The sequence below is a fragment of the Salmonella sp. SJTUF15570 genome (assembly GCF_043357055.1).
Taxonomy (GTDB): Bacteria; Pseudomonadota; Gammaproteobacteria; order Enterobacterales; family Enterobacteriaceae; genus Salmonella; species Salmonella enterica.
In genome coordinates, this window is the sequence record NZ_JBEUKJ010000017.1 from 58,305 (window position 1) to 79,695 (window position 21,391).

General features: G+C 57.5%; 19 protein-coding genes. 17 read left to right on the forward strand and 2 right to left on the reverse strand.

Translation table 11 applies throughout. The annotated features are described in order from the left end of the window. Positions 1–123 precede the first annotated feature (123 nt). The 4 genes from yidA (at position 124) to ABVN44_RS22810 (ending at position 4,420) form a co-directional block, all read left to right on the forward strand. Entirely contained in the window at positions 124–936 is an 813-nt protein-coding gene (gene yidA / locus ABVN44_RS22795) for a sugar-phosphatase (protein ID WP_000985571.1), read from the forward strand. Positions 937–1,137: 201 nt separating this feature from the next. After that, a complete protein-coding gene (locus ABVN44_RS22800) occupies positions 1,138–2,160 on the forward strand; it encodes a hypothetical protein (protein ID WP_000747398.1) in 1,023 nt (340 codons plus the stop codon). Further along, positions 2,157–3,296, forward strand: coding sequence for a BamA/TamA family outer membrane protein (locus ABVN44_RS22805; RefSeq protein ID WP_023138228.1), 1,140 nt, complete (start codon positions 2,157–2,159; stop codon positions 3,294–3,296). Before ABVN44_RS22800 ends, ABVN44_RS22805 begins: the two co-directional genes overlap by 4 nt. Then, positions 3,293–4,420 carry a DUF4056 domain-containing protein gene (locus tag ABVN44_RS22810; RefSeq protein ID WP_023232191.1) on the forward strand — a complete coding sequence of 376 codons (1,128 nt, stop codon included), beginning with the start codon at positions 3,293–3,295 and terminating at the stop codon, positions 4,418–4,420. Before ABVN44_RS22805 ends, ABVN44_RS22810 begins: the two co-directional genes overlap by 4 nt. A gap of 104 nt (positions 4,421–4,524) precedes the next feature. On the opposite strand, the gene torS is transcribed toward ABVN44_RS22810, so the two are convergent. Continuing rightward, the gene (gene torS, locus ABVN44_RS22815) at positions 4,525–7,260 is read right to left on the reverse strand and encodes a TMAO reductase system sensor histidine kinase/response regulator TorS (RefSeq protein ID WP_023232192.1); all 2,736 of its coding nucleotides are present in this window, start codon (positions 7,258–7,260) and stop codon (positions 4,525–4,527) included. Positions 7,261–7,339: 79 nt separating this feature from the next. On the opposite strand from torS, the gene torT reads away from it, so the two are divergent. Beyond that, a complete protein-coding gene (gene torT, locus ABVN44_RS22820) occupies positions 7,340–8,380 on the forward strand; it encodes a TMAO reductase system periplasmic protein TorT (RefSeq protein WP_023200725.1) in 1,041 nt (346 codons plus the stop codon). Here the strand turns inward: torT and torR are convergent. After that, positions 8,353–9,045 carry a two-component system response regulator TorR gene (gene torR / locus ABVN44_RS22825; RefSeq protein ID WP_001562512.1) on the reverse strand — a complete coding sequence of 231 codons (693 nt, stop codon included), beginning with the start codon at positions 9,043–9,045 and terminating at the stop codon, positions 8,353–8,355. The two genes, torT and torR, sit on opposite strands and share 28 nt — an antisense overlap. A 129-nt stretch (positions 9,046–9,174) precedes the next feature. On the opposite strand from torR, the gene torC reads away from it, so the two are divergent. The 12 genes from torC to ABVN44_RS22885 all read left to right on the forward strand — a co-directional run bounded on the left by torC (position 9,175) and on the right by ABVN44_RS22885 (position 21,391). Further along, complete coding sequence (torC, locus tag ABVN44_RS22830; RefSeq protein ID WP_001230256.1) at positions 9,175–10,359, forward strand: pentaheme c-type cytochrome TorC; 1,185 nt, start codon at positions 9,175–9,177, stop codon at positions 10,357–10,359. After that, the gene (gene torA / locus ABVN44_RS22835) at positions 10,349–12,901 is read left to right on the forward strand and encodes a trimethylamine-N-oxide reductase TorA (protein WP_000790685.1); all 2,553 of its coding nucleotides are present in this window, start codon (positions 10,349–10,351) and stop codon (positions 12,899–12,901) included. The genes torC and torA overlap by 11 nt, the downstream gene beginning before the upstream one ends. Next, a complete protein-coding gene (gene torD / locus ABVN44_RS22840; protein WP_000595421.1) occupies positions 12,894–13,526 on the forward strand; it encodes a molecular chaperone TorD in 633 nt (210 codons plus the stop codon). The genes torA and torD overlap by 8 nt, the downstream gene beginning before the upstream one ends. Positions 13,527–13,715: 189 nt before the next feature. Further along, the gene (locus ABVN44_RS22845; RefSeq protein WP_023232193.1) at positions 13,716–15,116 is read left to right on the forward strand and encodes a cytochrome-c peroxidase; all 1,401 of its coding nucleotides are present in this window, start codon (positions 13,716–13,718) and stop codon (positions 15,114–15,116) included. A gap of 5 nt (positions 15,117–15,121) precedes the next feature. Continuing rightward, positions 15,122–15,739, forward strand: coding sequence for a cytochrome c biogenesis heme-transporting ATPase CcmA (gene ccmA / locus ABVN44_RS22850; protein ID WP_023242830.1), 618 nt, complete (start codon positions 15,122–15,124; stop codon positions 15,737–15,739). Next, complete coding sequence (gene ccmB / locus ABVN44_RS22855) at positions 15,736–16,395, forward strand: heme exporter protein CcmB (RefSeq protein ID WP_000990033.1); 660 nt, start codon at positions 15,736–15,738, stop codon at positions 16,393–16,395. The genes ccmA and ccmB overlap by 4 nt, the downstream gene beginning before the upstream one ends. Positions 16,396–16,446: 51 nt before the next feature. Continuing rightward, positions 16,447–17,184: a heme ABC transporter permease gene (locus tag ABVN44_RS22860; protein ID WP_000265997.1), complete on the forward strand. Its 738-nt coding sequence runs from the start codon at positions 16,447–16,449 to the stop codon at positions 17,182–17,184. Beyond that, positions 17,181–17,393, forward strand: coding sequence for a heme exporter protein CcmD (gene ccmD, locus ABVN44_RS22865; protein WP_000074113.1), 213 nt, complete (start codon positions 17,181–17,183; stop codon positions 17,391–17,393). The genes ABVN44_RS22860 and ccmD overlap by 4 nt, the downstream gene beginning before the upstream one ends. Next, complete coding sequence (ccmE, locus tag ABVN44_RS22870; RefSeq protein WP_001053607.1) at positions 17,390–17,869, forward strand: cytochrome c maturation protein CcmE; 480 nt, start codon at positions 17,390–17,392, stop codon at positions 17,867–17,869. Before ccmD ends, ccmE begins: the two co-directional genes overlap by 4 nt. Beyond that, positions 17,866–19,797, forward strand: a complete 1,932-nt coding sequence (locus ABVN44_RS22875; RefSeq protein ID WP_001522061.1) for a heme lyase CcmF/NrfE family subunit — start codon at positions 17,866–17,868, stop codon at positions 19,795–19,797. The genes ccmE and ABVN44_RS22875 overlap by 4 nt, the downstream gene beginning before the upstream one ends. Continuing rightward, positions 19,794–20,351, forward strand: coding sequence for a thiol:disulfide interchange protein DsbE (dsbE, locus tag ABVN44_RS22880; protein ID WP_000828304.1), 558 nt, complete (start codon positions 19,794–19,796; stop codon positions 20,349–20,351). The genes ABVN44_RS22875 and dsbE overlap by 4 nt, the downstream gene beginning before the upstream one ends. Beyond that, on the forward strand, positions 20,348–21,391 hold the full coding sequence (locus ABVN44_RS22885; RefSeq protein ID WP_052895192.1) for a cytochrome c-type biogenesis protein CcmH: 1,044 nt from the start codon (positions 20,348–20,350) through the stop codon (positions 21,389–21,391). Before dsbE ends, ABVN44_RS22885 begins: the two co-directional genes overlap by 4 nt.

The window sequence follows — 21,391 nt, forward strand, 5'->3', positions numbered from 1 at the left end:
ATCATGTCGGACAAAAGAGGAATCCTTTTTCCAGAGTTTATCCCCCTTTCTCTCGGATTCTTTACTGTTTTTTGAGCGGAATCGCGTTAGCATGAGTCAGGACTCATTTAATGCGGGGATTTCATGGCTATTAAACTCATTGCTATCGACATGGATGGCACCCTTCTGCTGCCCGATCACACCATTTCTCCGGCGGTTAAAAACGCGATTGCCGCTGCGCGTGAAAAAGGGGTAAACGTGGTGCTGACCACAGGTCGTCCGTATGCGGGTGTGCACAGCTATCTGAAAGAACTTCACATGGAACAGCCCGGCGATTATTGCATTACCTATAACGGGGCGCTGGTGCAGAAAGCAGGGGACGGCAGTACGGTTGCGCAAACGGCGCTCAGCTATGATGACTACCGTTACCTGGAAAAACTGTCCCGTGAGGTGGGTTCTCACTTCCACGCATTAGACCGAAATACGCTTTATACCGCTAACCGCGATATCAGCTACTACACGGTGCATGAGTCGTATGTGGCGACCATTCCGTTGGTATTTTGTGAAGCGGAGAAGATGGACCCGAACACCCAGTTCCTGAAAGTTATGATGATCGATGAGCCTGCCGTTCTCGACCGGGCGATTGCGCGTATACCGGCAGAGGTGAAGGAAAAGTACACCGTGCTGAAAAGTGCGCCGTACTTCCTTGAAATCCTCGATAAACGGGTCAATAAAGGCACCGGCGTAAAATCACTGGCCGAGGCGCTGGGTATTAAGCCAGAGGAGGTGATGGCGATTGGCGATCAGGAAAACGACATTGCGATGATCGAATACGCCGGCATGGGCGTGGCAATGGACAACGCCATTCCGTCGGTCAAAGAGGTGGCTAACTTTGTGACTAAATCGAACCTTGAAGATGGTGTTGCCTGGGCGATTGAACAACATGTTCTGTCCTGATTCACTCCGGCCCGATCGCCGTCGGGCCGATAGTTCCACTCATGAAGCTAATGTGTTGCAACAAAGACGTTGTAGAAAATAGTTTTTTATTTCAAAAGATTAATTCGCACAGAAATCCCGCCCACCAGGCGACGATTACTATATTCTCCCTCCTCCTTTCGATCCGGCGGCGCTTCTCGCCAGAATAAACGCTTCATCATTATGAAAAAACGCTCCCTTTTGCTGTTGGCGCTGCCCGCTATGGCTTTTTCTACCTGGGCGGCTACCAGCCCCCCGGCGAACCTGTCGCCTGTTTATAGCTATCAGGATGACGTCCCATCTGCTGCCACACCGCCAGTCGCGACAACGCCGGTGGCAAAGCCTGCCAGTACATCAGTGTTGCCTTTTCTGGGTGATGAAGCCCGAAAGCGTGGCTATGAGCTTCCCGAGCCATTTGGTCTCAATATTAACTACATGAATATTGGGCAGAATATTAACGTTGATAGCATCAACTTTAATGGCCTGGCTTTAGGTCCCAACGGGGGAATTCCATTAGATAACGCATTTAAAATTAACGTCGGTCATACCCGTGAAAAGAGCAAGACCGAAACGGTCAAGCTGGATGCCTGGCTGCTGCCATTTATGAATGTGTACGGCCTGGTGGGCTATACCGATGGTCATTCCATTTCGCAAATTGGTGTTGGGTTGATGACGAAAAATGGCCACGTTTTTCATCCCGCCGATCTGCAAAACCTCAAGTTTAAACTCGACTTTAAAGGCACTACCTATGGCATCGGCACCACGCTGGTCGGCGGCGTAGGTAACTGGTTTACCGCTGTTGATGCTAACTACACCCAGACACAGTTCGATATCCTTGATGGCAGCATCGATGCCTTTACCGTCTCACCTCGCGTTGGTTACCGTTTTACCACCCCGGGTATAGATAAGATGCATCTGCCGTCGGGCAAGCTAAACGTCTGGGTCGGCAGCATGTATCAGGATGTGCAGCAGGAGTTTAAAGGCAGCCTCGACGACCTGACCATGCCGTCAGCGACGCTACAAAGGCTGGTGAGTATGGCTAACTATAACAATAACGGCCGCTTTGACGTCAAACAGCATCTACAATCACCGTGGAACATGCTGCTGGGCGCTCAGTATGAAATAACCCGCCATTTCAACGTTACCACCGAGTTTGGCTTTGCCGAGCGCAATAGCTTCTTTGTGGCCGGTGAGTACCGCTTTTGAACCGCTGCCATTGCCGACTGTTGCTTTGCGTCGCCGGTGTGCTGTCCGGCGTGGCGCAGGCGGCGCTGCCCAGCCGCAGTCAGGTGGACGGCTGGCTACAACAAATGGGGGATAGCGATACTTACGATGCCGCCAAAGGCGTCAACTGGGGAGTAATGCCCGGGCCATTTTATACCCCTGAACTGGGGCTGGGCATCGGCACCGCCATCGTCGGTATGTATCGCCCCGATCCTGCCGATAAGGTTAGCCAGGTATCCACGCTGTCGCTGAGCGGCTATTTCAGCTCCACAGGCGCTTTTGGCGTAAGCCTGCAAAATTACGCTTTTTTCGCGCAAGATCGCTGGCGTTTCTTCCTCACTGGCGCATTGAGCGACACGCCCACTTACTATTGGGGACAGGGTTTTGCCGCCGGTGATAAAGACAGCCATAAGCAGGCCTATACTGCGCAGGTGCTGGATCTGCAACCCATGCTGTATCGTCGGCTGGTCAACAATATCTATCTTGGCGTTGGCTGGACGCTGGATATACAGCACGCCGCGCAAATTGATGAGACCGATCCGCCCAAAATTCAAAGTACAGCGCAGGGCTGTTCTTCACTGAGTAACGGCGGTAGCGTTGAGATTAGCTGGGATGATCGTGATTTTATACCTAACCCACGCAAAGGGCAGTATGCCACCCTTCGCTATACCCACTTCGCACCGGACGTCGGTAGCGATACGCGGTTTGATGAATACCAACTGCACTATAGTCGTTACCATGCCGTCAATGATAAAGATGTGCTGGCCTGGGAAACGGACGGCGCCTTTACTCAGGGTGATGTGCCGTGGAATATGCTGCCGCTGCTGGGCAGTAACCATCGTATGCGCGGCTATTATGAAGGACGCTATCGCGATAAAAATGCTATCAGCGGTCAGCTGGAATATCGCCATAAGCTGAGCTGGCGGCATGGCGTTGTCGGTTGGGTGGGCGCGGGCACCATGGGATCGTCTTTGCACCATCTGGATGACGGACGATGGCTGCCTTCTGCGGGCGTGGGCTATCGCTTTGAGTTCAAGCCGCGCGTCAACGTGCGGCTGGATTACGGCGTGGGCAAAGCTAGCAGCGGTTTTTATTTTCAGGTAGGAGAAGCATTTTGAGGTCCGTCGTTCGGGTTATCTTTCTGGCGCTGCTGTTTCTGACGGGGAGCGCCCTCGCCGCCTTACCACTGACGCTCTATCTGTCCTCTCTCCCAATGCCAGCTGCCAGTGAAGCCTGGCCGACGATGCCGCCGCAGCCGCTGCCAAAGGGGTTGCGTCCGTGTTGCGCTTTTGGTTACGACCTGCATGCCGAGCTGCTGGGACTGCCGGTTCCGTTCTATCAGTTAAATAACGTCGTGACGGTGGACTCGCTGGGGCATCATCAGTACAACGACCATCTGTACTCGGGCGTGGCAAACCTGATTGGCCTTAGCGGTGAGAATAACGGTATTGTGTATACCTTGCGTGGCGGATTCATCGACACCGCACATGTGCGGGATACCGCTGATATGACAGTGTATATCTTCAGCCAACTACTACCAAAGCTGGGGCAGGCTTTTACGCTGAATCTGGGCGAGGAACTGGCCGAACGGCGTCTGGTTTTTACTGCTTTTACCCCTCCGGTCGATGCACGCGAGCGTTACACGCTGGCCGCCTGGCTGTCGGCGCATCTGGCGTTCCAGGTGGCGGAGTGGCACGAAATCGCCCAATGGTACGGTTTCGAGTCTGTTCGCGGATTTTCTGAGGGAGTATCGGCCTTTTCGCCGGAAGATCTCTATTCTAACCTCGCGGGTGCCCGTCTGGCGGCGTCTTTAATTGTCGGCGGCCAGACGAAAACGCAAGAGATGTACAACACGGCGATGGAAACTGCGCTGCGGCAAGCGCTGACGCAGCTGGCAGCGCAGCCGGCGCAGATCACCCGTTTTCAGTTTGATATGCTTGATGGCCGTTGGTGGAACAGCCAGCGGCGGGTACCGGAAAAATATCTGGTGCTGCATCGTAATTATCAGATGGGCGATGACCGCCTGCCGACCGCCATTCCTGGCGAGATAATGCCGCTATTGCCGCTGAGCTTGCCCCATCGCTGGCGCGGTATCCAGCTTAGCACGCTGGCGCAACTACAATTGTGGCCCAGCGAGGATATGGCGCAGCTACCGCCTCCCGCGCACTATTACAGCGAAAAAGATTTTGCCGCCCTGGCGGAGCAGGCACGGCTACAGGACGAAAAAACACAGAATCATTAAACAGGCAGTAGCCGCAGGCTATTTCCCTCTTATACCCTCGGCGTACTGTTTTATGTCCTGATCACTGGCGATGTGAAACGCGTCGTTTGGCGAGCCGGAAGCTATTATGGCGAAGGATGACCGGCTATCCATGCGTCGAGCGCCGTCACTCCCTGCGTCACGATAGTTTTAATATCTATATCGCTAAGCGGTTGCAATTCCAGCTCCCGACAGGCTTCGGTTGCCTGCGTCATCCCCAGGCTGGCGCAGCCGCTTTTTAATTTATGCGCCAGCCGCTTAATGTTAACGTCGTCATTCATGGCGCGCGCCGCCTCGATCTCCTCGACTAAAGGCAGCGCGCTGTCTTTGAATAACGCGACCCATTGCCGGAGTTTTTCCGGGCCGACAGACGCCATATCGCCGGCAAGCTGATGTTCATTCAGCATCGCCCGCGCGTTGTGAGATTTGCCCTGTAAATAGTGCGCTATCATACGGTAAAGCTCCTCGCGGGGAACGGGCTTTTGAATAATCCCGCAGAAAAGACCGGCGGTACGCTGACGAAGATTATCGTCTATCACATGCGCGCTAAAACCAATGCGTTTCATGGCGGGATACTGACTCATCAACTGCTGCGCCAGGGTTAAGCCGTCATAATCCGGTAAATCAAAATCCACCAGCGCCACATCAAAGGACTCGCCTTCGGCTAAACAGCGTAGCGCGTCATTCGCGCTTTCAGCTACTGAGACCTTCACCCCTTTGCCCGTGAGCATTTCAGCGGTAATACGCTGCGTCAGCATATTATCTTCAATCAGCAACAGGCGTAGTCCGTTAAGATTTATCGGTTCTCTGAACGCATTTTTGCTTGCGGGTTTGGGGTGGCGAACCGGCAGTTGTAAGCGAAAACAACTGCCAACATGAAGCGTACTGGTGACGGTTAGCGTCCCGCCCATTGCCTCTGCCAGGCTGGCGCTGATAGCCAGCCCCAGGCCCGTCCCGCCCCGGCGTCCAGTCGCCTGCACAAACGGTTTGAAAATAGCCGTCAGCTTTGCTTCAGGGATACCGCACCCGGTATCTTCAACCTCAATAAACCAGCTCTGATCGTCGCAAAACGTGCGCAGCACTATGCTGCCGCGATCGGTAAATTTCGCCGCATTACTTAAAAGATTAATCACAATTTGACGTATCCGGCGCGGATCGCCTTGTAGCGTGGAGGGGAGTTGCTCGCTAAAGTCGGCGATGAGCGCCACCTGCACGCGGCTGTGCATTAAATGCAGCGCGCTATTCAACAATTGTCGCGGTTCAAACGGCTCCTCGCTAATAGAAACGTTGGTGCCGCCTACTTCAATCGCCGAGTAATCAAGAATATCGTTAAGAATCGCCAGTAGCGATTCGCCTGAATCATTAATGGCCTGTAAGTCGTCGCGGTAGTTTGCCATGAGCGGTTTATCGGCCAGCAATTGTACCGTACCGAGAATGCCGTAAAGCGGCGTGCGAATTTCATGGCTCATGGCGGCAAGGAACGTCGATTTCGCCTCGTTAGCCTTTTCTGCTTCGGCGCGCGCCTGCCGGTGTTCCAGCACCAGCGCATGAAGCTCCGCCGTTTGCGATCGCACCTGTTCCGCCAAATCCTCACGATGGCGGTTCAATTTGCGCACGTTGGCGCGAAACGCTTCCATCAGACGGCTGATGGTATCCAGTTCGCTGACGCCAGCCGCCTCCGGAAACGGTGAGTCAATATCGCCCTCCAGTAACCGCTGTAAGGCCTGCGTTTGTTGCGCCAGCGGGCGGGATACGGAACGGTAAACCACTCGCCAAAGAATAAAACTTAATGAGCACAGCGCCAGGATACCTAAGATCACTAACCCTATTTGCCCACGCTGACTGGCGTGTGTAAGACGCGCTAACCCAGCCTCGTTTCGTTTTTCGATGGCATTCACCAACTGCGACACTTCCGTACTGAAGCGGGTAAACTGAAAGAGGTTATTGGCCATAAGCGTTTGAAGCTGGTCGCGGATGGCGTTTTCCTTACGAAACAGGGTAACCAGTGTGGTGTACTGATTTATTTTCTCCAGCGCGTCGGCGATTTGGGCGCGAACGGTAGGATCTTCTATACGCTGCTGGCGGCGGGATAAAATTTTAACCAACTGATTAAGTTTTTCATCGGTGTCCTCGGCATCGCTCAGCCCTTGCGCGTCTTTTAAGGTCACAATGAGCTGCTTAAACCGCAGGGCATTGACCCGCAACTCATTCATCTGATTCACATACTCAAGGTCGATATCAATCAGTCGGTCAAGCGCGCGTTCAGCCTGATCCCCTTTACCGCTTTCGATAAGATCGTAAATACCGGCCTGGGTGGCGCCCGCAGATGTCGCGGCATTATTGGCCTGACCGTGAGCCTGGGCGGCAATGCTTTCCGCCGCCTCCGCAATCTGGTGGCTTAACTGCTGTTGCTGTGCGCGCAGCGTGAGAATTTCACCGACCAGTGTTCCCTGTTGCCCAAGCGTTTGCGCAATCTCTTTTTCTTGCCGGGCGATGGCCGAGGTATTAAATCCCTGCTCGCTTAATGCCTGCAAAAGATGGTTAATTTTAAGGCTTTGCGCTTTCAGCATCTTCCCCTGCGCCAGCCAAACGCCCTCACTGTCGGCATTGGTCAGATTTTGCGCAGAAAAGAGCTCGTAAGCGCTGGCTTCGCTTAACTGCCTGGCCATATTCATCGTGGGGAGCAGCGCTTGCGTATTGGTTTGCTCCACCTGACTAATGACGCGCAGGCTTATCCAGCCGATCACGGTGCTGAGCAGGGTGAGTGCCGCCATCAGGGCGAAGGCCAGCCATAATCTGCGGGTCAGTGAAGGCGTTGACATTTATGCGCCGCGGGTGAAATGGGTTGAGTTGCCGCCGGAAAAACCATTAGGATAAAACCTTGTTGCTGGTGGGGCTATCATGCGCGCGCTTATTTCGTTCTTTTTTTTGATAATCATCGTCTCGAATGTAGAAACGGCGTCAGCCGAAACCGGACTGCTACACTGGACGCGCGCCGATCGGGCGATTCCCTGGCGGCAAACGTCAGTCAATGCGAGTAAACCCTGGAAACTGTGCGCATTATACCCCAGCCTGAAAGATTCTTACTGGTTGTCCGTCAACTACGGGATGCAAAAAGCGGCCAAATTGTATGGCGTTGATTTAAAAGTGCTGGAAGCGAATGGCTATCGGCAACTGGCGACGCAACAACAGCAAATGATGCAATGCCGGGAGTGGGGCGCCGACGCTATTCTGCTTGGCAGCAGTACCATTCGTTTCCCGGAACTGGAACGGTATGCCGGTAATGTGCCGGTTATTGAAGTGGCGAACGTGATACGCGACGCCAGCGTGGCAACTCACGTCGGTTTGCAGTGGTTTCAGATGGGGTATCTGCCGGGACGTTTCCTGGTGCAGTGGAGCAAAGGAAAAGCGCTTAACGTTTTACTCTTCCCGGGGCCGGAAGAAGCTGGCGGCAGTCAGGAGATGGTGGCGGGTTTTCGTCAGGCAATTAAAGGCAGCGCCATCAACATTGTGGATATCGCCTGGGGCGATAACGACATTGAAGTGCAGCGAAACTTACTCCAGGAAATGCTGGAGCGTCATCCGGACGCCAATGTGGTCGCCGGGTCGGCGATAGCGGCGGAGGCGGCGATGGGCGAAGGGCGAAATTTGACGACTCCGCTCACGATCGTCTCATTTTATCTGACGCATCAGGTTTATCGCGGTTTAAAACGCGGCCATATCCTGATGGCGCTCAGCGATCAGATGGCCTGGCAGGGAGAATTAGCGATAACGCAGTCGATTAAGGTCTTACAGGGGCAACCGGTGCCTGAAAATATCAGCCCGCCGGTGCTTATTTTGACGCATAACAACGCCGACAGCGCGCGCGTTCGTCGTTCGCTATCGCCTCCGGGATTTCGGCCCGTCTATTTGTATCAATACACCTCCGAGGCTAAAAAGTAGCCTTCGCCATGCTGTGTGACCAGCAGCTCCGGCGTAATTTTATGGCGTAAGCGGCGAACCAGGACATCAATCGTGCGGAGATCCGGAGTCTCTACGCGGCGGGCGGAAAGCATTCGCAGCAGACGTTCGCGATGCAGCACTTTGCCTGGGTTGGTCACAAAGGCCAGCAGCAGCTCGTACTCTGCGCGCGTAAGCTTAATGGCTTCACCGTTGTGCTCCAGCGTGTGATTCATCACGTTCAGGCAGTAGCCGGAAAACATATAGCAGTTTTCACTGGCATTTTGCGGCGTGGGGCGGGCCAGATCGATACGCCACAAAAGATTTTTTACCCGCACTACCAGCTCGCGCAGTTCCAGCGGCTTGGTGACGTAGTCGTCCGCGCCCATCTCCAGTCCGACGATGCGGTCTATTTGGTCGCAACGCCCCGTCACCAGAATAATGCCCACCGTGGAACGTTCGCGTAGCGCCCTGGTCAGCATCAACCCGTTTTCATCGGGGAGGTTGATATCCAGCAGGATCAGCGAAACGTGCTCATGCTCCATAATGTCGCGCAGGCCCGCGCCGCTGTCGGTCACCGAAACGCGATATCCCTCCTGCTCAAAATAGGCCTGTAATCTGGCCTGAGTAACAGGTTCATCCTCAACAATAACAATGTGATGTGACATCCTGCGCGCGGTCTCTTTCTGTTCATATCTGTTCATATATTGCCGTATCCCGTTCATCCTGACCAGTGACGCTGTTCATATTTGCGGAATAAGATCTGCGCATTAAACCATATAATTACAGGGGCTATTATGCGAAAACTCTGGAGAGCGCTACTCAGGCCAAGCGCCCGTTGGTCGATACTGGCGCTGGTCATTGTCGGGATTGTGATCGGTGTTGCGCTGATCGTGTTACCTCACGTCGGTATCAAACTGACCAGTACGACAGAGTTTTGCGTCAGCTGCCATAGTATGCAGCCGGTGTATCAGGAATATAAACAGTCCGTACATTTCCAGAACGCTTCCGGCGTACGCGCGGAATGCCACGATTGCCATATCCCCCCTGATATTCCAGGCATGGTGAAACGTAAGCTGGAAGCCAGCAACGATCTTTACCAGACATTTATCGCCCACTCGATTGATACCCCGGAAAAATTTGAAGCCAAACGCGCCGAGCTTGCCGAGCGTGAATGGGCGCGCATGAAAGAGAATAACTCCGCGACCTGTCGTTCCTGCCATAACTACGATGCGATGGATCACGCGAAACAGAACCCGGAAGCGGCGCGGCAAATGAAAATCGCCGCGAAAGAAAATCAGTCCTGCATCGACTGCCATAAAGGGATTGCCCACCAGCTACCGGATATGAGCAGCGGTTTCCGCAAACAGTTTGATGAACTGCGCGCCAGCGCCAGTACGCATAATGACGGCGATACGCTCTATTCGCTGGATATCAAGCCGATTTACGCCGCTAAAGGCGATAAAGAACCGGCAGGTTCGCTGTTACCTGCTTCTGAAGTGACAGTCCTTAAACGGGACGGTGACTGGCTGCAAGTACAAATCGAAGGCTGGACGGAGACGGACGGTCGCCAGCGCGTGCTGACGCAGTTGCCCGGTAAACGTATTTTTGTCGCCTCGATTCGCGGCGATGTGCAACAGCATGTGAAAACGCTGGAAGAGACCACCGTCGCGGCGACCAATACTCAGTGGAGCAAATTACAGGCAACCGCGTGGATGCAAAAAGGCGACATGGTAAATGACATTAAACCGATTTGGGCCTATGCCGACTCCCTCTATAACGGCACCTGTAATCAGTGTCACGGCGCGCCGGACAAAGCGCACTTTGACGCTAACGGCTGGATCGGCACGCTCAACGGCATGATCGGTTTCACCAGTCTGGATAAGCGTGAAGAACGTACCTTGTTGAAATATCTCCAGATGAATGCGTCTGATACCACCAACACGCCGCACAGCGATAAGGGAGAACACAATGAAAAATAAGGACACGCTACACGTCTCTCGTCGACGTTTTCTGGCGCAGCTTGGCGGTTTGACGGTGGCAGGAATGCTGGGGCCGTCACTACTGACGCCCCGTAGCGCCCGCGCAGCGGATGCCGTTGCGCCAGGCGCCGCGACGAAAGAGGGTATCCTTACCGGTTCTCACTGGGGGGCGATTCGCGCCACGGTGGTTGACGGTCGATTTGTGGCGGCAAAACCGTTTGAACAGGATAAATACCCGTCCAAAATGATCGCCGGTCTGCCCGATCACGTCCACAACGCGGCGCGTATTCGCTATCCGATGGTGCGCGTCGACTGGATGCGCAAAGGTCATCAAAGCGACACCTCGCAGCGCGGCGATAATCGTTTTGTGCGCGTCTCCTGGGATGAAGCGCTGGATCTGTTCTATCAGGAACTGGAGCGGGTGCAAAAAACCTACGGGCCGAGCGCGTTACTGACGGCGAGCGGCTGGCAATCTACCGGCATGTTCCATAACGCCTCCGGGATGCTGGCGCGCGCGATTGCGCTACATGGCAATAGCGTCAGCACGGGAGGGGACTATTCGACCGGCGCGGCGCAGGTGATTCTGCCGCGCGTGGTGGGTTCAATGGAAGTGTACGAGCAGCAAACGTCATGGCCTCTGGTTTTACAGAACAGTAAAACGATTGTGCTATGGGGTTCTGATATGGTGAAAAACCAGCAGGCAAACTGGTGGTGCCCGGATCACGATGTCTATCAGTACTATGAACAATTAAAAGAGAAGGTTGCCAGCGGCGCTATCTCGGTCATCAGCATCGACCCGGTCGTCACCTCCACGCACGATTATCTGGGGCGCGATAAGGTCAAACATATCGCCATTAACCCGCAGACGGATGTCCCGTTACAACTGGCGCTGGCGCATACCCTGTACAGTGAGAAACTGTACGATAAAAATTTCCTCGATAACTACTGCGTCGGTTTTGACCAGTTCCTCCCCTATTTGCTGGGCGAGAAAGATGGACAGCCCAAAGATGCCGCCTGGGCGGAAAAACTGTGCGGTATTGACGCCGACACCATCCGCGCGTTGGCGCGGCAGATGGCGGGCGACAGAACGCAAATCATCGCTGGCTGGTGCGTGCAACGTATGCAGCATGGCGAACAGTGGTCATGGATGGTCGTCGTGCTGGCGGCAATGCTGGGCCAGATTGGTTTACCGGGCGGCGGCTTTGGTTTTGGCTGGCACTACAACGGCGCCGGGACGCCTGGCCGCAAAGGGATCATTTTAAGCGGCTTTTCCGGTTCGACGACCGTTCCGCCAGTGCACGACAGCACGGATTACAAAGGCTACAGCAGCACCATTCCTATTGCGCGTTTTATGGATGCCATTCTTGAACCGGGCAAGATCATTAACTGGAACGGGAAATCGGTTAAATTACCGCCGCTGAAGATGTGCGTGTTCGCCGGGACTAACCCGTTCCACCGACACCAACAAATTAACCGCATAATTGAAGGGTGGCGCAAGCTGGAAACGGTCATCGCTATTGATAACCAGTGGACGTCGACCTGCCGCTTTGCGGATATCGTTTTGCCGGCTACCACCCAATTTGAGCGTAACGACCTCGATCAGTTCGGCAATCACTCTAACCGCGGGATTATCGCCATGAAACAGGTGGTGTCGCCGCAGTTTGAAGCGCGTAACGACTTTGATATTTTCCGCGATCTCTGCCGACGCTTTAACCGTGAAGCGGCATTCACGGAAGGACTTGATGAAATGGGCTGGCTGAAACGCATCTGGCAGGAAGGGAGCCAGCAGGGAAAAGGTCGCGGTATCCACTTACCGACTTTCGAGGTGTTCTGGAATCAACAGGAGTACATCGAGTTTGATCATCCGCAGATGTTTGTGCGCCATCAGGCTTTCCGTGAAGATCCGGACCTGGAGCCGTTGGGCACGCCAAGCGGTTTGATCGAGATTTACTCCAAAACGATCGCCGACATGCAATACGACGATTGTCAGGGCCATCCCATGTGGTTCGAAAAAATCGAACGCTCGCATGGCGGGCCGGGATCGCAGCGCTGGCCGTTGCACTTACAATCCGTCCACCCTGATTTCCGTCTGCATTCCCAACTGTGCGAGTCGGAAACGCTGCGTCAGCAATATGCCGTTGGCGGCAAGGAGCCGGTCTTTATTAACCCACAGGATGCCAGCGCGCGCGGGATCCGCAACGGTGACATCGTGCGGGTATTCAATGCACGCGGGCAGGTACTGGCGGGGGCGGTAGTTTCCGATCGCTATGCGCCGGGCGTGGCGCGAATTCATGAAGGCGCCTGGTACGATCCTGATAAAGGCGGCGACATCAATGCGTTGTGTAAGTACGGCAACCCTAACGTATTAACGCTGGATATCGGTACATCGCAGCTCGCGCAGGCGACCAGCGCGCATACGACGCTGGTGGAAATTGAAAAATATACCGGCCCTATGGATAACGTCACGGCGTTTAACGGTCCGGTCGAGATGGTCGCGCAGTGTGAATATGTACCCGCATCGCAGGGGAATCCGCATGATTAAGCAGCCAGCGCTTGCTCAGGAACAGTACGCCTGCGTATATGCATGGCTGGCGTTACTCTTTTTCCGGGAAGTGGATGATGAAGGGTTAATACAATTACAGTCCGCGGAGATCGCGGACTGGCTGGCGCTGTTAAAGCGTCAGCCCGCGCTGGCGGCGTCGGTGGCGTTACTCGAACAAAAAATTGCCGCACTTAGCCTGCGCCAGGATGCGCAGCTGGAGCTGGCCGCAGATTTTTGCGGATTGTTCCTGATGACGGATAAAAAATCGGCCTTGCCCTACGCCTCGCAATACCCGCAGCAGGAACCCGGCATGATTAAACATTTATTGCTTGAAGCCGGGATGGAAGTCAACGACGATTTTAAAGAGCCGACCGACCACCTGGCGATTTATCTGGAATTACTCAGCCATTTACATTTTTCATTGGGTGAATCGTTCCAACAACGGAGAATGAATAAATTACGCCAGAAAACATTGTCGTCATTACTGGAATGGCTTCCGGAATTTACAAATAATTGCCTTAAGCATGATCCCTATGGTTTTTATGCTGCGTTAAGTCAATTATTGTTGGCTATCGTTCGTTTTGATGACGGAAAAGAGGATTTATCCATTGTTGCGGCTGAATAAACCCTGTGACGGGCATCGCAAAATAAATCTTACGATAGTCGGGGGTTATCATATCTATAGGTTTAGCCAATTGTAATTATTGATACCAATCAATATCCATGATGGGTTTGTATTTAGTATTGACGGGCCTCATGAGTAAAAAAATAAAATTTAATTAATCATGCCGCAATACCCCATAAGGATAGTGATATGAAAAAAATTACCCTCTATGCGACAACGGTTATCACCGTTGGGCTGTTATGTTATTTAGGTTTGTCCGGGTATGTATGGTATTACGACAAACAGCGCAGTAAAAAAAGCGATGTGCAGGCCTCGGTTGTGGGTGAAAATAATAAAATACTGGGTTATTTCAGGGAGAAAGGATGTGATTATTGTCATACGCCTTCCGCTGAATTACCTTTTTATTCCTCTTTTCCGGTGGCAAAGCAGCTAATGGATTACGATATCCAGCTCGGCTACAAATCGTTTAACCTGGAGGCGGTACGGGCCGCCCTGATTGCGGATACGCCGGTGCCGCAAAGCGAACTGAATAAAATTGAATGGGTTATGCAACATCAGACTATGCCGCCAACCCGCTATGTCGCGCTGCACTGGGCGGGGGGCGTCAGCGATAAAGAGCGTACTGACATCCTGAACTGGATAGCCGATCAGCGTGAGCGCAACTATGCCAGCGCCGATACCGACGCCGCGCACCGGAATGAACCCGTTCAGCCTATTCCGCGCAATATTCCCGTCGATGCGAAAAAAGTCGACTTAGGTTTCCGGCTTTATCATGATGAACGTTTATCCGGCGACAGCACAATATCCTGTGCGCATTGTCACGCGTTAAATGCGGGCGGTGTCGATGGCAGAAAAACCTCAATTGGCGTTGGCGGTGCGGTAGGACCAATAAATGCGCCGACGGTATTCAACTCCGTATTTAATATCGAACAATTTTGGGATGGTCGTGCTGCAACCCTGCAGGAGCAAGCAGGCGGACCGCCGTTAAATCCTATTGAAATGGCCTCTAAATCCTGGGATGAAATTATTAGCAAGCTTGATAAAGATCCTGTCCTGAAAAAAGATTTCCAGGCGGTTTATCCGCAAGGATTTACCGGGGAAAATATTACTGATGCGATCGCCGAATTTGAAAAAACGTTGATAACGCCGGATTCCGCCTTTGATAAATGGCTGCGTGGAGATGAAAATGCGCTGACCGCGCAACAGAAACACGGTTATCAATTATTTAAAGAAAATAAATGTGCAACCTGTCACGGCGGTATCATTTTAGGCGGGCGCTCTTTTGAACCATTGGGATTAAAGCGAGACTTTAATTTTGGCGAAATTACCGCAGCGGATATTGGTCGTATGAACGTCACCAAAGAGGTTCGCGATAAATTACGGCAAAAAGTCCCAGGCTTACGCAACGTCGCGTTAACAGCGCCTTATTTCCATCGGGGCGACGTACCGACGCTGGATGGCGCGGTAAAACTGATGCTGCGTTATCAGGTTGGCACCAATCTGCCGCAAAACGATATTGACGATATCGTCGCCTTCCTGGAAAGCCTGACTGGTGTTTATACGCCATATCAACCTGAATATGCGCAATGACAATGATGCTTGAAGCCAGAGATCTGTACTGCGAGCGGGACGAGAGGACGCTGTTTCGCGGGCTGTCGTTCACCGTGGAGGCCGGGGAGTGGGTGCAGGTCACCGGTGGCAACGGCGCGGGAAAAACCACCCTGCTGCGCCTGCTGACCGGGCTGGCGCGCCCGGACGGCGGCGAGGTGTACTGGCAGGGCGAGCCCCTGCGCCGCGTGCGCGACAGCTTCCATCGCAGCCTGCTGTGGATAGGGCACCAGCCGGGGATTAAAACCCGCCTGACGGCGCGGGAGAACCTGCACTTCTTCCACCCCGGCGACGGCGCGCGTCTCCCGGAGGCGCTGGCGCAGGCCGGGCTGGCGGGATTTGAGGACGTGCCGGTCGCCCGGCTCTCGGCCGGGCAGCAGCGCCGGGTGGCGCTGGCCCGCCTGTGGCTGACCCGCGCCGCGCTGTGGGTGCTCGACGAACCGTTCACCGCCATTGATGTTAACGGCGTGGCGCGCCTCACCCGGCGGATGGCGGCGCACACGGCGCAGGGCGGGATGGTCATTCTCACCACCCACCAGCCGCTGCCGGGGGCCGCGGACACCGTCCGCCGTCTGGCGCTGACCGGCGGGGAGGCGGGGCTGTGATGTGGCGTGTCTTCTGTCTCGAGCTGCGCGTGGCGTTCCGCCACGGCGCGGACATCGCCGGCCCGCTGTGGTTCTTCCTGATGGTCATCACCCTGTTTCCGTTAAGCGTCGGGCCGCAGCCGCAGCTGCTGGCGCGTATCGCGCCGGGCATCATCCAGGTGGCGGCGCTGCTGGCCTCGCTGCTGGCGCTGGAGCGGCTGTTTCGCGACGACCTGCAGGACGGCAGCCTGGAGCAGCTGATGCTGCTGCCGGTGCCGCTGCCGGCGGTGGTGCTGGCGAAGGTGCTGGCCCACTGGGCGGTGACCGGCCTGCCGCTGATTATGCTCTCCCCGCTGGTGGCGCTGCTGCTGGGGATGGACGTGTACGGCTGGAAAATCATGGCGCTGACGCTGCTGCTCGGCACGCCGGCGCTGGGGTTTCTCGCCGCGCCGGGCGTCGGGCTGACGGCCGGCCTGCGGCGCGGCGGCGTCCTGCTGGGCATTCTGGTGCTGCCGCTGAGTGTCCCGGTGCTGATTTTCGCCGCCGCGGCGATGGACGCGGCATCGATGCATTTACCCGCTGACGGTTATCTGGCGGTGCTGGGGGCGCTGCTGGCGGGCAGCGCGACGTTAAGCCCCTTCGCCACTGCGGCGGCGCTGCGCCTCAGCGTGCAGTAGCGCCCCGGCGCGACGGACATTTTACTGGTTTCAGGAGGTCAGGTGACAACGATGTGGAAAACCCTTCATCAGCTGGCGGCGCCGCCCCGGCTGTATCAGATTTGCGGCAGGCTCGTGCCGTGGCTGGCGGCAGCCGGCATCATCGCGCTGGCCACCGGCTGGGTCCGGGGCTTTGGTTTCGCCCCGGCGGACTACCAGCAGGGGGAGGGCTACCGCATTATGTACCTGCATGTCCCGGCGGCCATCTGGTCAATGGGTATCTATGCGGCGATGGCGGTGGCGGCGTTTACCGGGCTGGTCTGGCAGATGAAAATGGCCAGCCTTGCCGTCGCGGCGATGGCGCCGGTGGGGGCGGTGTACACCTTCATCGCGCTGGTCACCGGCGCGGCGTGGGGCAAACCGATGTGGGGCACCTGGTGGGTGTGGGACGCGCGTCTGACCTCGGAGCTGGTGCTGCTGTTTCTCTACGCCGGGGTCATCGCCCTGTGGCACGCCTTTGACGACCGTAAAATGGCCGGGCGCGCGGCGGGCATTCTGGTGCTGGTCGGCGTGGTGAACCTGCCGGTTATCCACTATTCCGTCGAGTGGTGGAACACCCTGCACCAGGGCTCGACGCGGATGCAGCAGAGTATCGACCCGGCGATGCGCTCGCCGCTGCGCTGGGCCATCGCCGGCTACCTGCTGCTCTTTATGACGCTTTCGCTGATGCGGATGCGCAACCTGATTTTACTGATGGAAAAACGCCGCCCGTGGGTGAGCGAACTGATACTGAAAAGGGGGCACCGGTGAGTCCGGCATTTTCATCGTGGAGCGATTTTTTCGCCATGGGCGGGTACGCCTTTTTTGTCTGGCTGGCGGTGGCGATGACCGTGGCGCCGCTGGTGCTGCTGGCGCTGCACACGGTGCTGCAGCGCCGGGCCATTCTGCGCGGCGTGGCGCAGCAGCGGGCGCGAGAGGCGCGGATGCGTGCCGCACAGGCGCAACAGGAGGCGGCGTGAACCTGCGACGTAAAAACCGGCTATGGGTGGTCTGCGCGGTGCTGGCGGGCCTGGCGCTGACCACCGCCCTGGTCCTGTACGCGCTGCGCGCGAATATCGACCTGTTCTATACCCCCGGCGAAATCCTCTACGGCAAGCGCGAGACGCAGCAGCTGCCGGCGGTGGGCCAGCGCCTGCGCGTCGGCGGGATGGTGATGCCCGGCAGCGTCAGGCGCGACCCGGACTCGCTGAAGGTGAACTTCAGCCTTTACGACGCCGAAGGGTCGGTGACGGTGAGCTATGAGGGGATACTGCCGGACCTGTTCCGCGAGGGGCAGGGGGTGGTGGTGCAGGGCACCCTGGAGAAGGGCAACCACGTCCTGGCGCACGAGGTGCTGGCCAAGCATGACGAGAACTACACCCCGCCGGAAGTGGAAAAGGCGATGCAGGAAAACCACCGCCGCCCGCAACGCGCTGATAAGGACACCTCATCATGATGCCTGAATACGGCCACGCACTGCTGTGCCTGGCGCTCGGCGTGGCGCTGCTGCTGTCCGTTTACCCGCTGTGGGGCGTGGCGCGCGGCGACGCGCGGATGATGGCGTCGGCCGGGGTGTTCGCCTGGCTGCTGTTTATCTGCGTGGCGGGCGCGTTTTTCGTGCTGGTGCACGCCTTTGTGGTTAACGACTTCACCGTGGCCTATGTCGCCGGCAACTCGAACACGCAGCTGCCGGTGTGGTACCGGGTGGCCGCCACCTGGGGGGCGCACGAGGGCTCGCTGCTGCTGTGGGTGCTGCTGATGAGCGGCTGGACCCTGGCGGTGGCGGTGTTCAGCCGGCAGGTGCCGGCGGATATCGTCGCCCGGGTGCTGGCGGTGATGGGGATGGTCTGCGCCGGTTTTCTGGCGTTCATCCTGTTCACCTCCGGCCCGTTCGCCCGCACGCTGCCGGCCTTTCCGGTGGAGGGGCGCGACCTGAACCCGCTGCTGCAGGACCCGGGGCTGATTTTCCACCCGCCGCTGCTGTACATGGGCTATGTCGGCTTCTCGGTGGCCTTCGCCTTCGCCATCGCCGCGCTGCTGAGCGGGCGTCTGGACAGCGCGTTCACCCGTTTTGCCCGCCCGTGGACGCTGGCGGCGTGGGTGTTCCTGACGCTGGGCATCGTGCTCGGCTCGGCGTGGGCCTACTACGAGCTGGGCTGGGGCGGCTGGTGGTTCTGGGACCCGGTGGAGAACGCCTCCTTTATGCCGTGGCTGGCGGGCACCGCCCTGCTGCACTCGCTGGCGGTCACGGAACAGCGCGCCGGCTTTAAGGCGTGGACGCTGCTGCTGTCCATCTGCGCCTTCTCGCTGTGCCTGCTGGGCACCTTCCTGGTGCGCTCCGGGGTGCTGGTGTCGGTGCACGCCTTCGCCTCCGACCCGGCGCGCGGAATGTTTATCCTCGCCTTTATGGTGCTGGTCACCGGCGGCTCGCTGCTGCTGTTCGCCGTGCGCGGGCACAGGGTGCGTTCGCGGGTGAACAACACGCTGTGGTCGCGCGAGTCGCTGCTGCTCGGCAACAACGTCCTGCTGATGGCCGCCATGCTGGTGGTGCTGCTGGGTACCCTGCTGCCGCTGGTGCACAAACAGCTGGGGCTGGGCAGCATTTCGGTGGGGGAGCCGTTCTTTAACACCATGTTCACCTGGCTGATGGTCCCCTTTGCCCTGCTGCTGGGGGTGGGGCCTTTAGTGCGCTGGGGCCGGGACCGGCCGCGTAACATCAGGACGCTGCTGCTCACCGCCCTGGTCTCCACCCTGGTGCTGTCGGTACTTTTGCCATGGCTGCTGGAAGATAAAATCATCGCCATGACGGCGGTGGGGATGGCGATGGCCTGCTGGATTGCGGTGCTGGCGGTGGCCGAAGCCGTACAGCGCGTGTCCCGCGGCACGAAAACCTCTCTCAGCTACTGGGGAATGGTGGCGGCGCACCTCGGGCTGGCGGTGACGATTACCGGCATCGCCTTCAGCCAGAATTACAGCGTGGAGCGTGACGTGCGGATGCGGGCGGGCGACAGCGTGACCATTCACGACTACCGCTTCACCTTCCGGGAGGTGCGGGACATCACCGGCCCCAACTACCGCGGCGGGGTGGCCCTCATCGGGGTGACGCGCCACGGCGAGCCGGAGGCGGTGCTGCACGCGGAGAAACGGCTCTACAACACCAGCCGGATGGTGATGACCGAGGCGGCGATTGACGGCGGGCTGACCCGCGACCTGTACGCCGCGCTCGGGGAGGAGCTGGACAACGGCGCGTGGGCCGTGCGCCTGTACTACAAACCGTTTGTCCGCTGGATATGGGCCGGGGGACTGCTGATGGCGCTGGGCGGGCTGCTGTGCCTGGCGGACCCGCGCTACCGCCGCCGTAAACCATTGCCGGAGGCCGGATGAAACGCAACGTACTGTTATTACCGCTGCTGATTTTTCTGCTGATTGCCGCGGCGCTGCTGTGGCAGCTGACGCGCAACGCGCAGGGGGATGACCCGACGAATCTCGAATCGGCGCTGACCGGGAAGCCGGTGCCGGCGTTCCGCCTGGAATCGCTGGAGACGCCGGGTCAGTACTATGAGGCGGAGGTGCTGACGCAGGGGAAACCGGTGCTGCTTAACGTCTGGGCCACCTGGTGCCCGACCTGCCGCGCCGAGCATCAGTACCTGAACCAGCTTTCTGCGCAGGGTATCCGGGTGGTCGGGCTGAACTATAAGGACGACCGGGCGAAGGCGGTGGCCTGGTTAAAGGAACTGGGCAACCCGTATGCGCTGAGTTTATCGGACAGCGACGGGATGCTGGGGCTGGACCTGGGCGTGTACGGCGCGCCGGAAACCTTCCTCATCGACGGCAACGGGATTATCCGCTACCGCCATGCGGGCGATTTGAATGCCCGGGTATGGGAGAGTGAACTGAAACCACTGTGGGACAGATACAGCCGGGAGGCGGCGCAATGAGACTGTTACCGGGCATGGTGATGCTGATGCTGGTGCTGGTTATCTCCGGGTCAGCGCGGGCAACCACCGACGTGATGCCGTTTAAAGATGAAGCGCAGGAGCAGCAGTTCCGCCAGCTCACGGAGCAGCTGCGCTGCCCGAAATGCCAGAACAACAGCATTGCGGACTCGAACGCGATGATAGCCACTGACATGCGCCGCAGGGTGTATGACCTGATGCAGGAGGGGAAGAGCCGCCAGGAAATCATCGATTACATGGTGGCGCGCTACGGCAACTTTGTCACCTACGACCCGCCGCTGACCCCGCTGACGGTGCTGCTGTGGGTGCTGCCGCTGGCCGCCATCGTGGCGGGCGGGTGGATAATCGTCGCCCGCACGCGCCGGCGGGTGCGCCTGCGCCGGGAGCCGCTGCCGGCAGACACCCCGGTTTGCGGCGCGCGCGCCGGGTGGGGCGTTTACGTGCCGGGGGCCGTCATTGCGCTGGCGGTCGGCGCCGGCAGCTACGCCCTGACCGGCAGCTATCAGCAGGTCAGGGTCTGGCAGCAGGCGACGGCGCAGACGCCCGGGCTGCTGGCGCGGGCGCTGGACCCGCAGGCGCAGCCGCTGAATGAAGAGGAGATGGCGCGGCTGGCGCTGGGGCTGCGCACCCGCCTGCAGAATGATGCCGGCAATGTTGAGGGCTGGCTCATGCTGGGGCGCACCGGTATGGTACTGGGTAATGCCGGTACCGCCACCGGGGCGTATGCGAACGCCTACCGCCTGGACCCGAAAAACAGCGATGCGGCGCTGGGCTACGCGGAGGCGCTGACGCGCTCGTCCGACCCGGAGGATAACCGCCGCGGCGGGGAGCTGCTGCGCCGGCTGGTGAGCCGCGACCACACGGATATCCGGGTGTTAAGCCTGTATGCGTTTAACGCCTTTGAGCAGCAGCGCTTTGGCGAGGCGGTGGCGGCCTGGGAGATGATGCTGAAACTGCTGCCGGCGGGTGACGCCCGGCGGGCGGTGATAGAGCGCAGTATCCGGCTGGCGCAGGAGAAATAA

What these genes read in the sequence shown, in the direction of transcription:
- yidA (WP_000985571.1), top strand. Translation starts at nt 124, where the DNA reads ATGGCTATTAAACTCATTGCTATCGACATGGATGGCACCCTTCTGCTG.
- ABVN44_RS22800 (WP_000747398.1), top strand. Translation starts at nt 1,138, where the DNA reads ATGAAAAAACGCTCCCTTTTGCTGTTGGCGCTGCCCGCTATGGCTTTT.
- torS (WP_023232192.1), bottom strand. Translation starts at nt 7,260, where the DNA reads ATGTCAACGCCTTCACTGACCCGCAGATTATGGCTGGCCTTCGCCCTG.
- torT (WP_023200725.1), top strand. Translation starts at nt 7,340, where the DNA reads ATGCGCGCGCTTATTTCGTTCTTTTTTTTGATAATCATCGTCTCGAAT.
- torR (WP_001562512.1), bottom strand. Translation starts at nt 9,045, where the DNA reads ATGTCACATCACATTGTTATTGTTGAGGATGAACCTGTTACTCAGGCC.
- torC (WP_001230256.1), top strand. Translation starts at nt 9,175, where the DNA reads ATGCGAAAACTCTGGAGAGCGCTACTCAGGCCAAGCGCCCGTTGGTCG.
- torA (WP_000790685.1), top strand. Translation starts at nt 10,349, where the DNA reads ATGAAAAATAAGGACACGCTACACGTCTCTCGTCGACGTTTTCTGGCG.
- torD (WP_000595421.1), top strand. Translation starts at nt 12,894, where the DNA reads ATGATTAAGCAGCCAGCGCTTGCTCAGGAACAGTACGCCTGCGTATAT.
- ABVN44_RS22845 (WP_023232193.1), top strand. Translation starts at nt 13,716, where the DNA reads ATGAAAAAAATTACCCTCTATGCGACAACGGTTATCACCGTTGGGCTG.
- ccmA (WP_023242830.1), top strand. Translation starts at nt 15,122, where the DNA reads ATGCTTGAAGCCAGAGATCTGTACTGCGAGCGGGACGAGAGGACGCTG.
- ABVN44_RS22860 (WP_000265997.1), top strand. Translation starts at nt 16,447, where the DNA reads ATGTGGAAAACCCTTCATCAGCTGGCGGCGCCGCCCCGGCTGTATCAG.
- ABVN44_RS22875 (WP_001522061.1), top strand. Translation starts at nt 17,866, where the DNA reads ATGATGCCTGAATACGGCCACGCACTGCTGTGCCTGGCGCTCGGCGTG.
- dsbE (WP_000828304.1), top strand. Translation starts at nt 19,794, where the DNA reads ATGAAACGCAACGTACTGTTATTACCGCTGCTGATTTTTCTGCTGATT.
- ABVN44_RS22885 (WP_052895192.1), top strand. Translation starts at nt 20,348, where the DNA reads ATGAGACTGTTACCGGGCATGGTGATGCTGATGCTGGTGCTGGTTATC.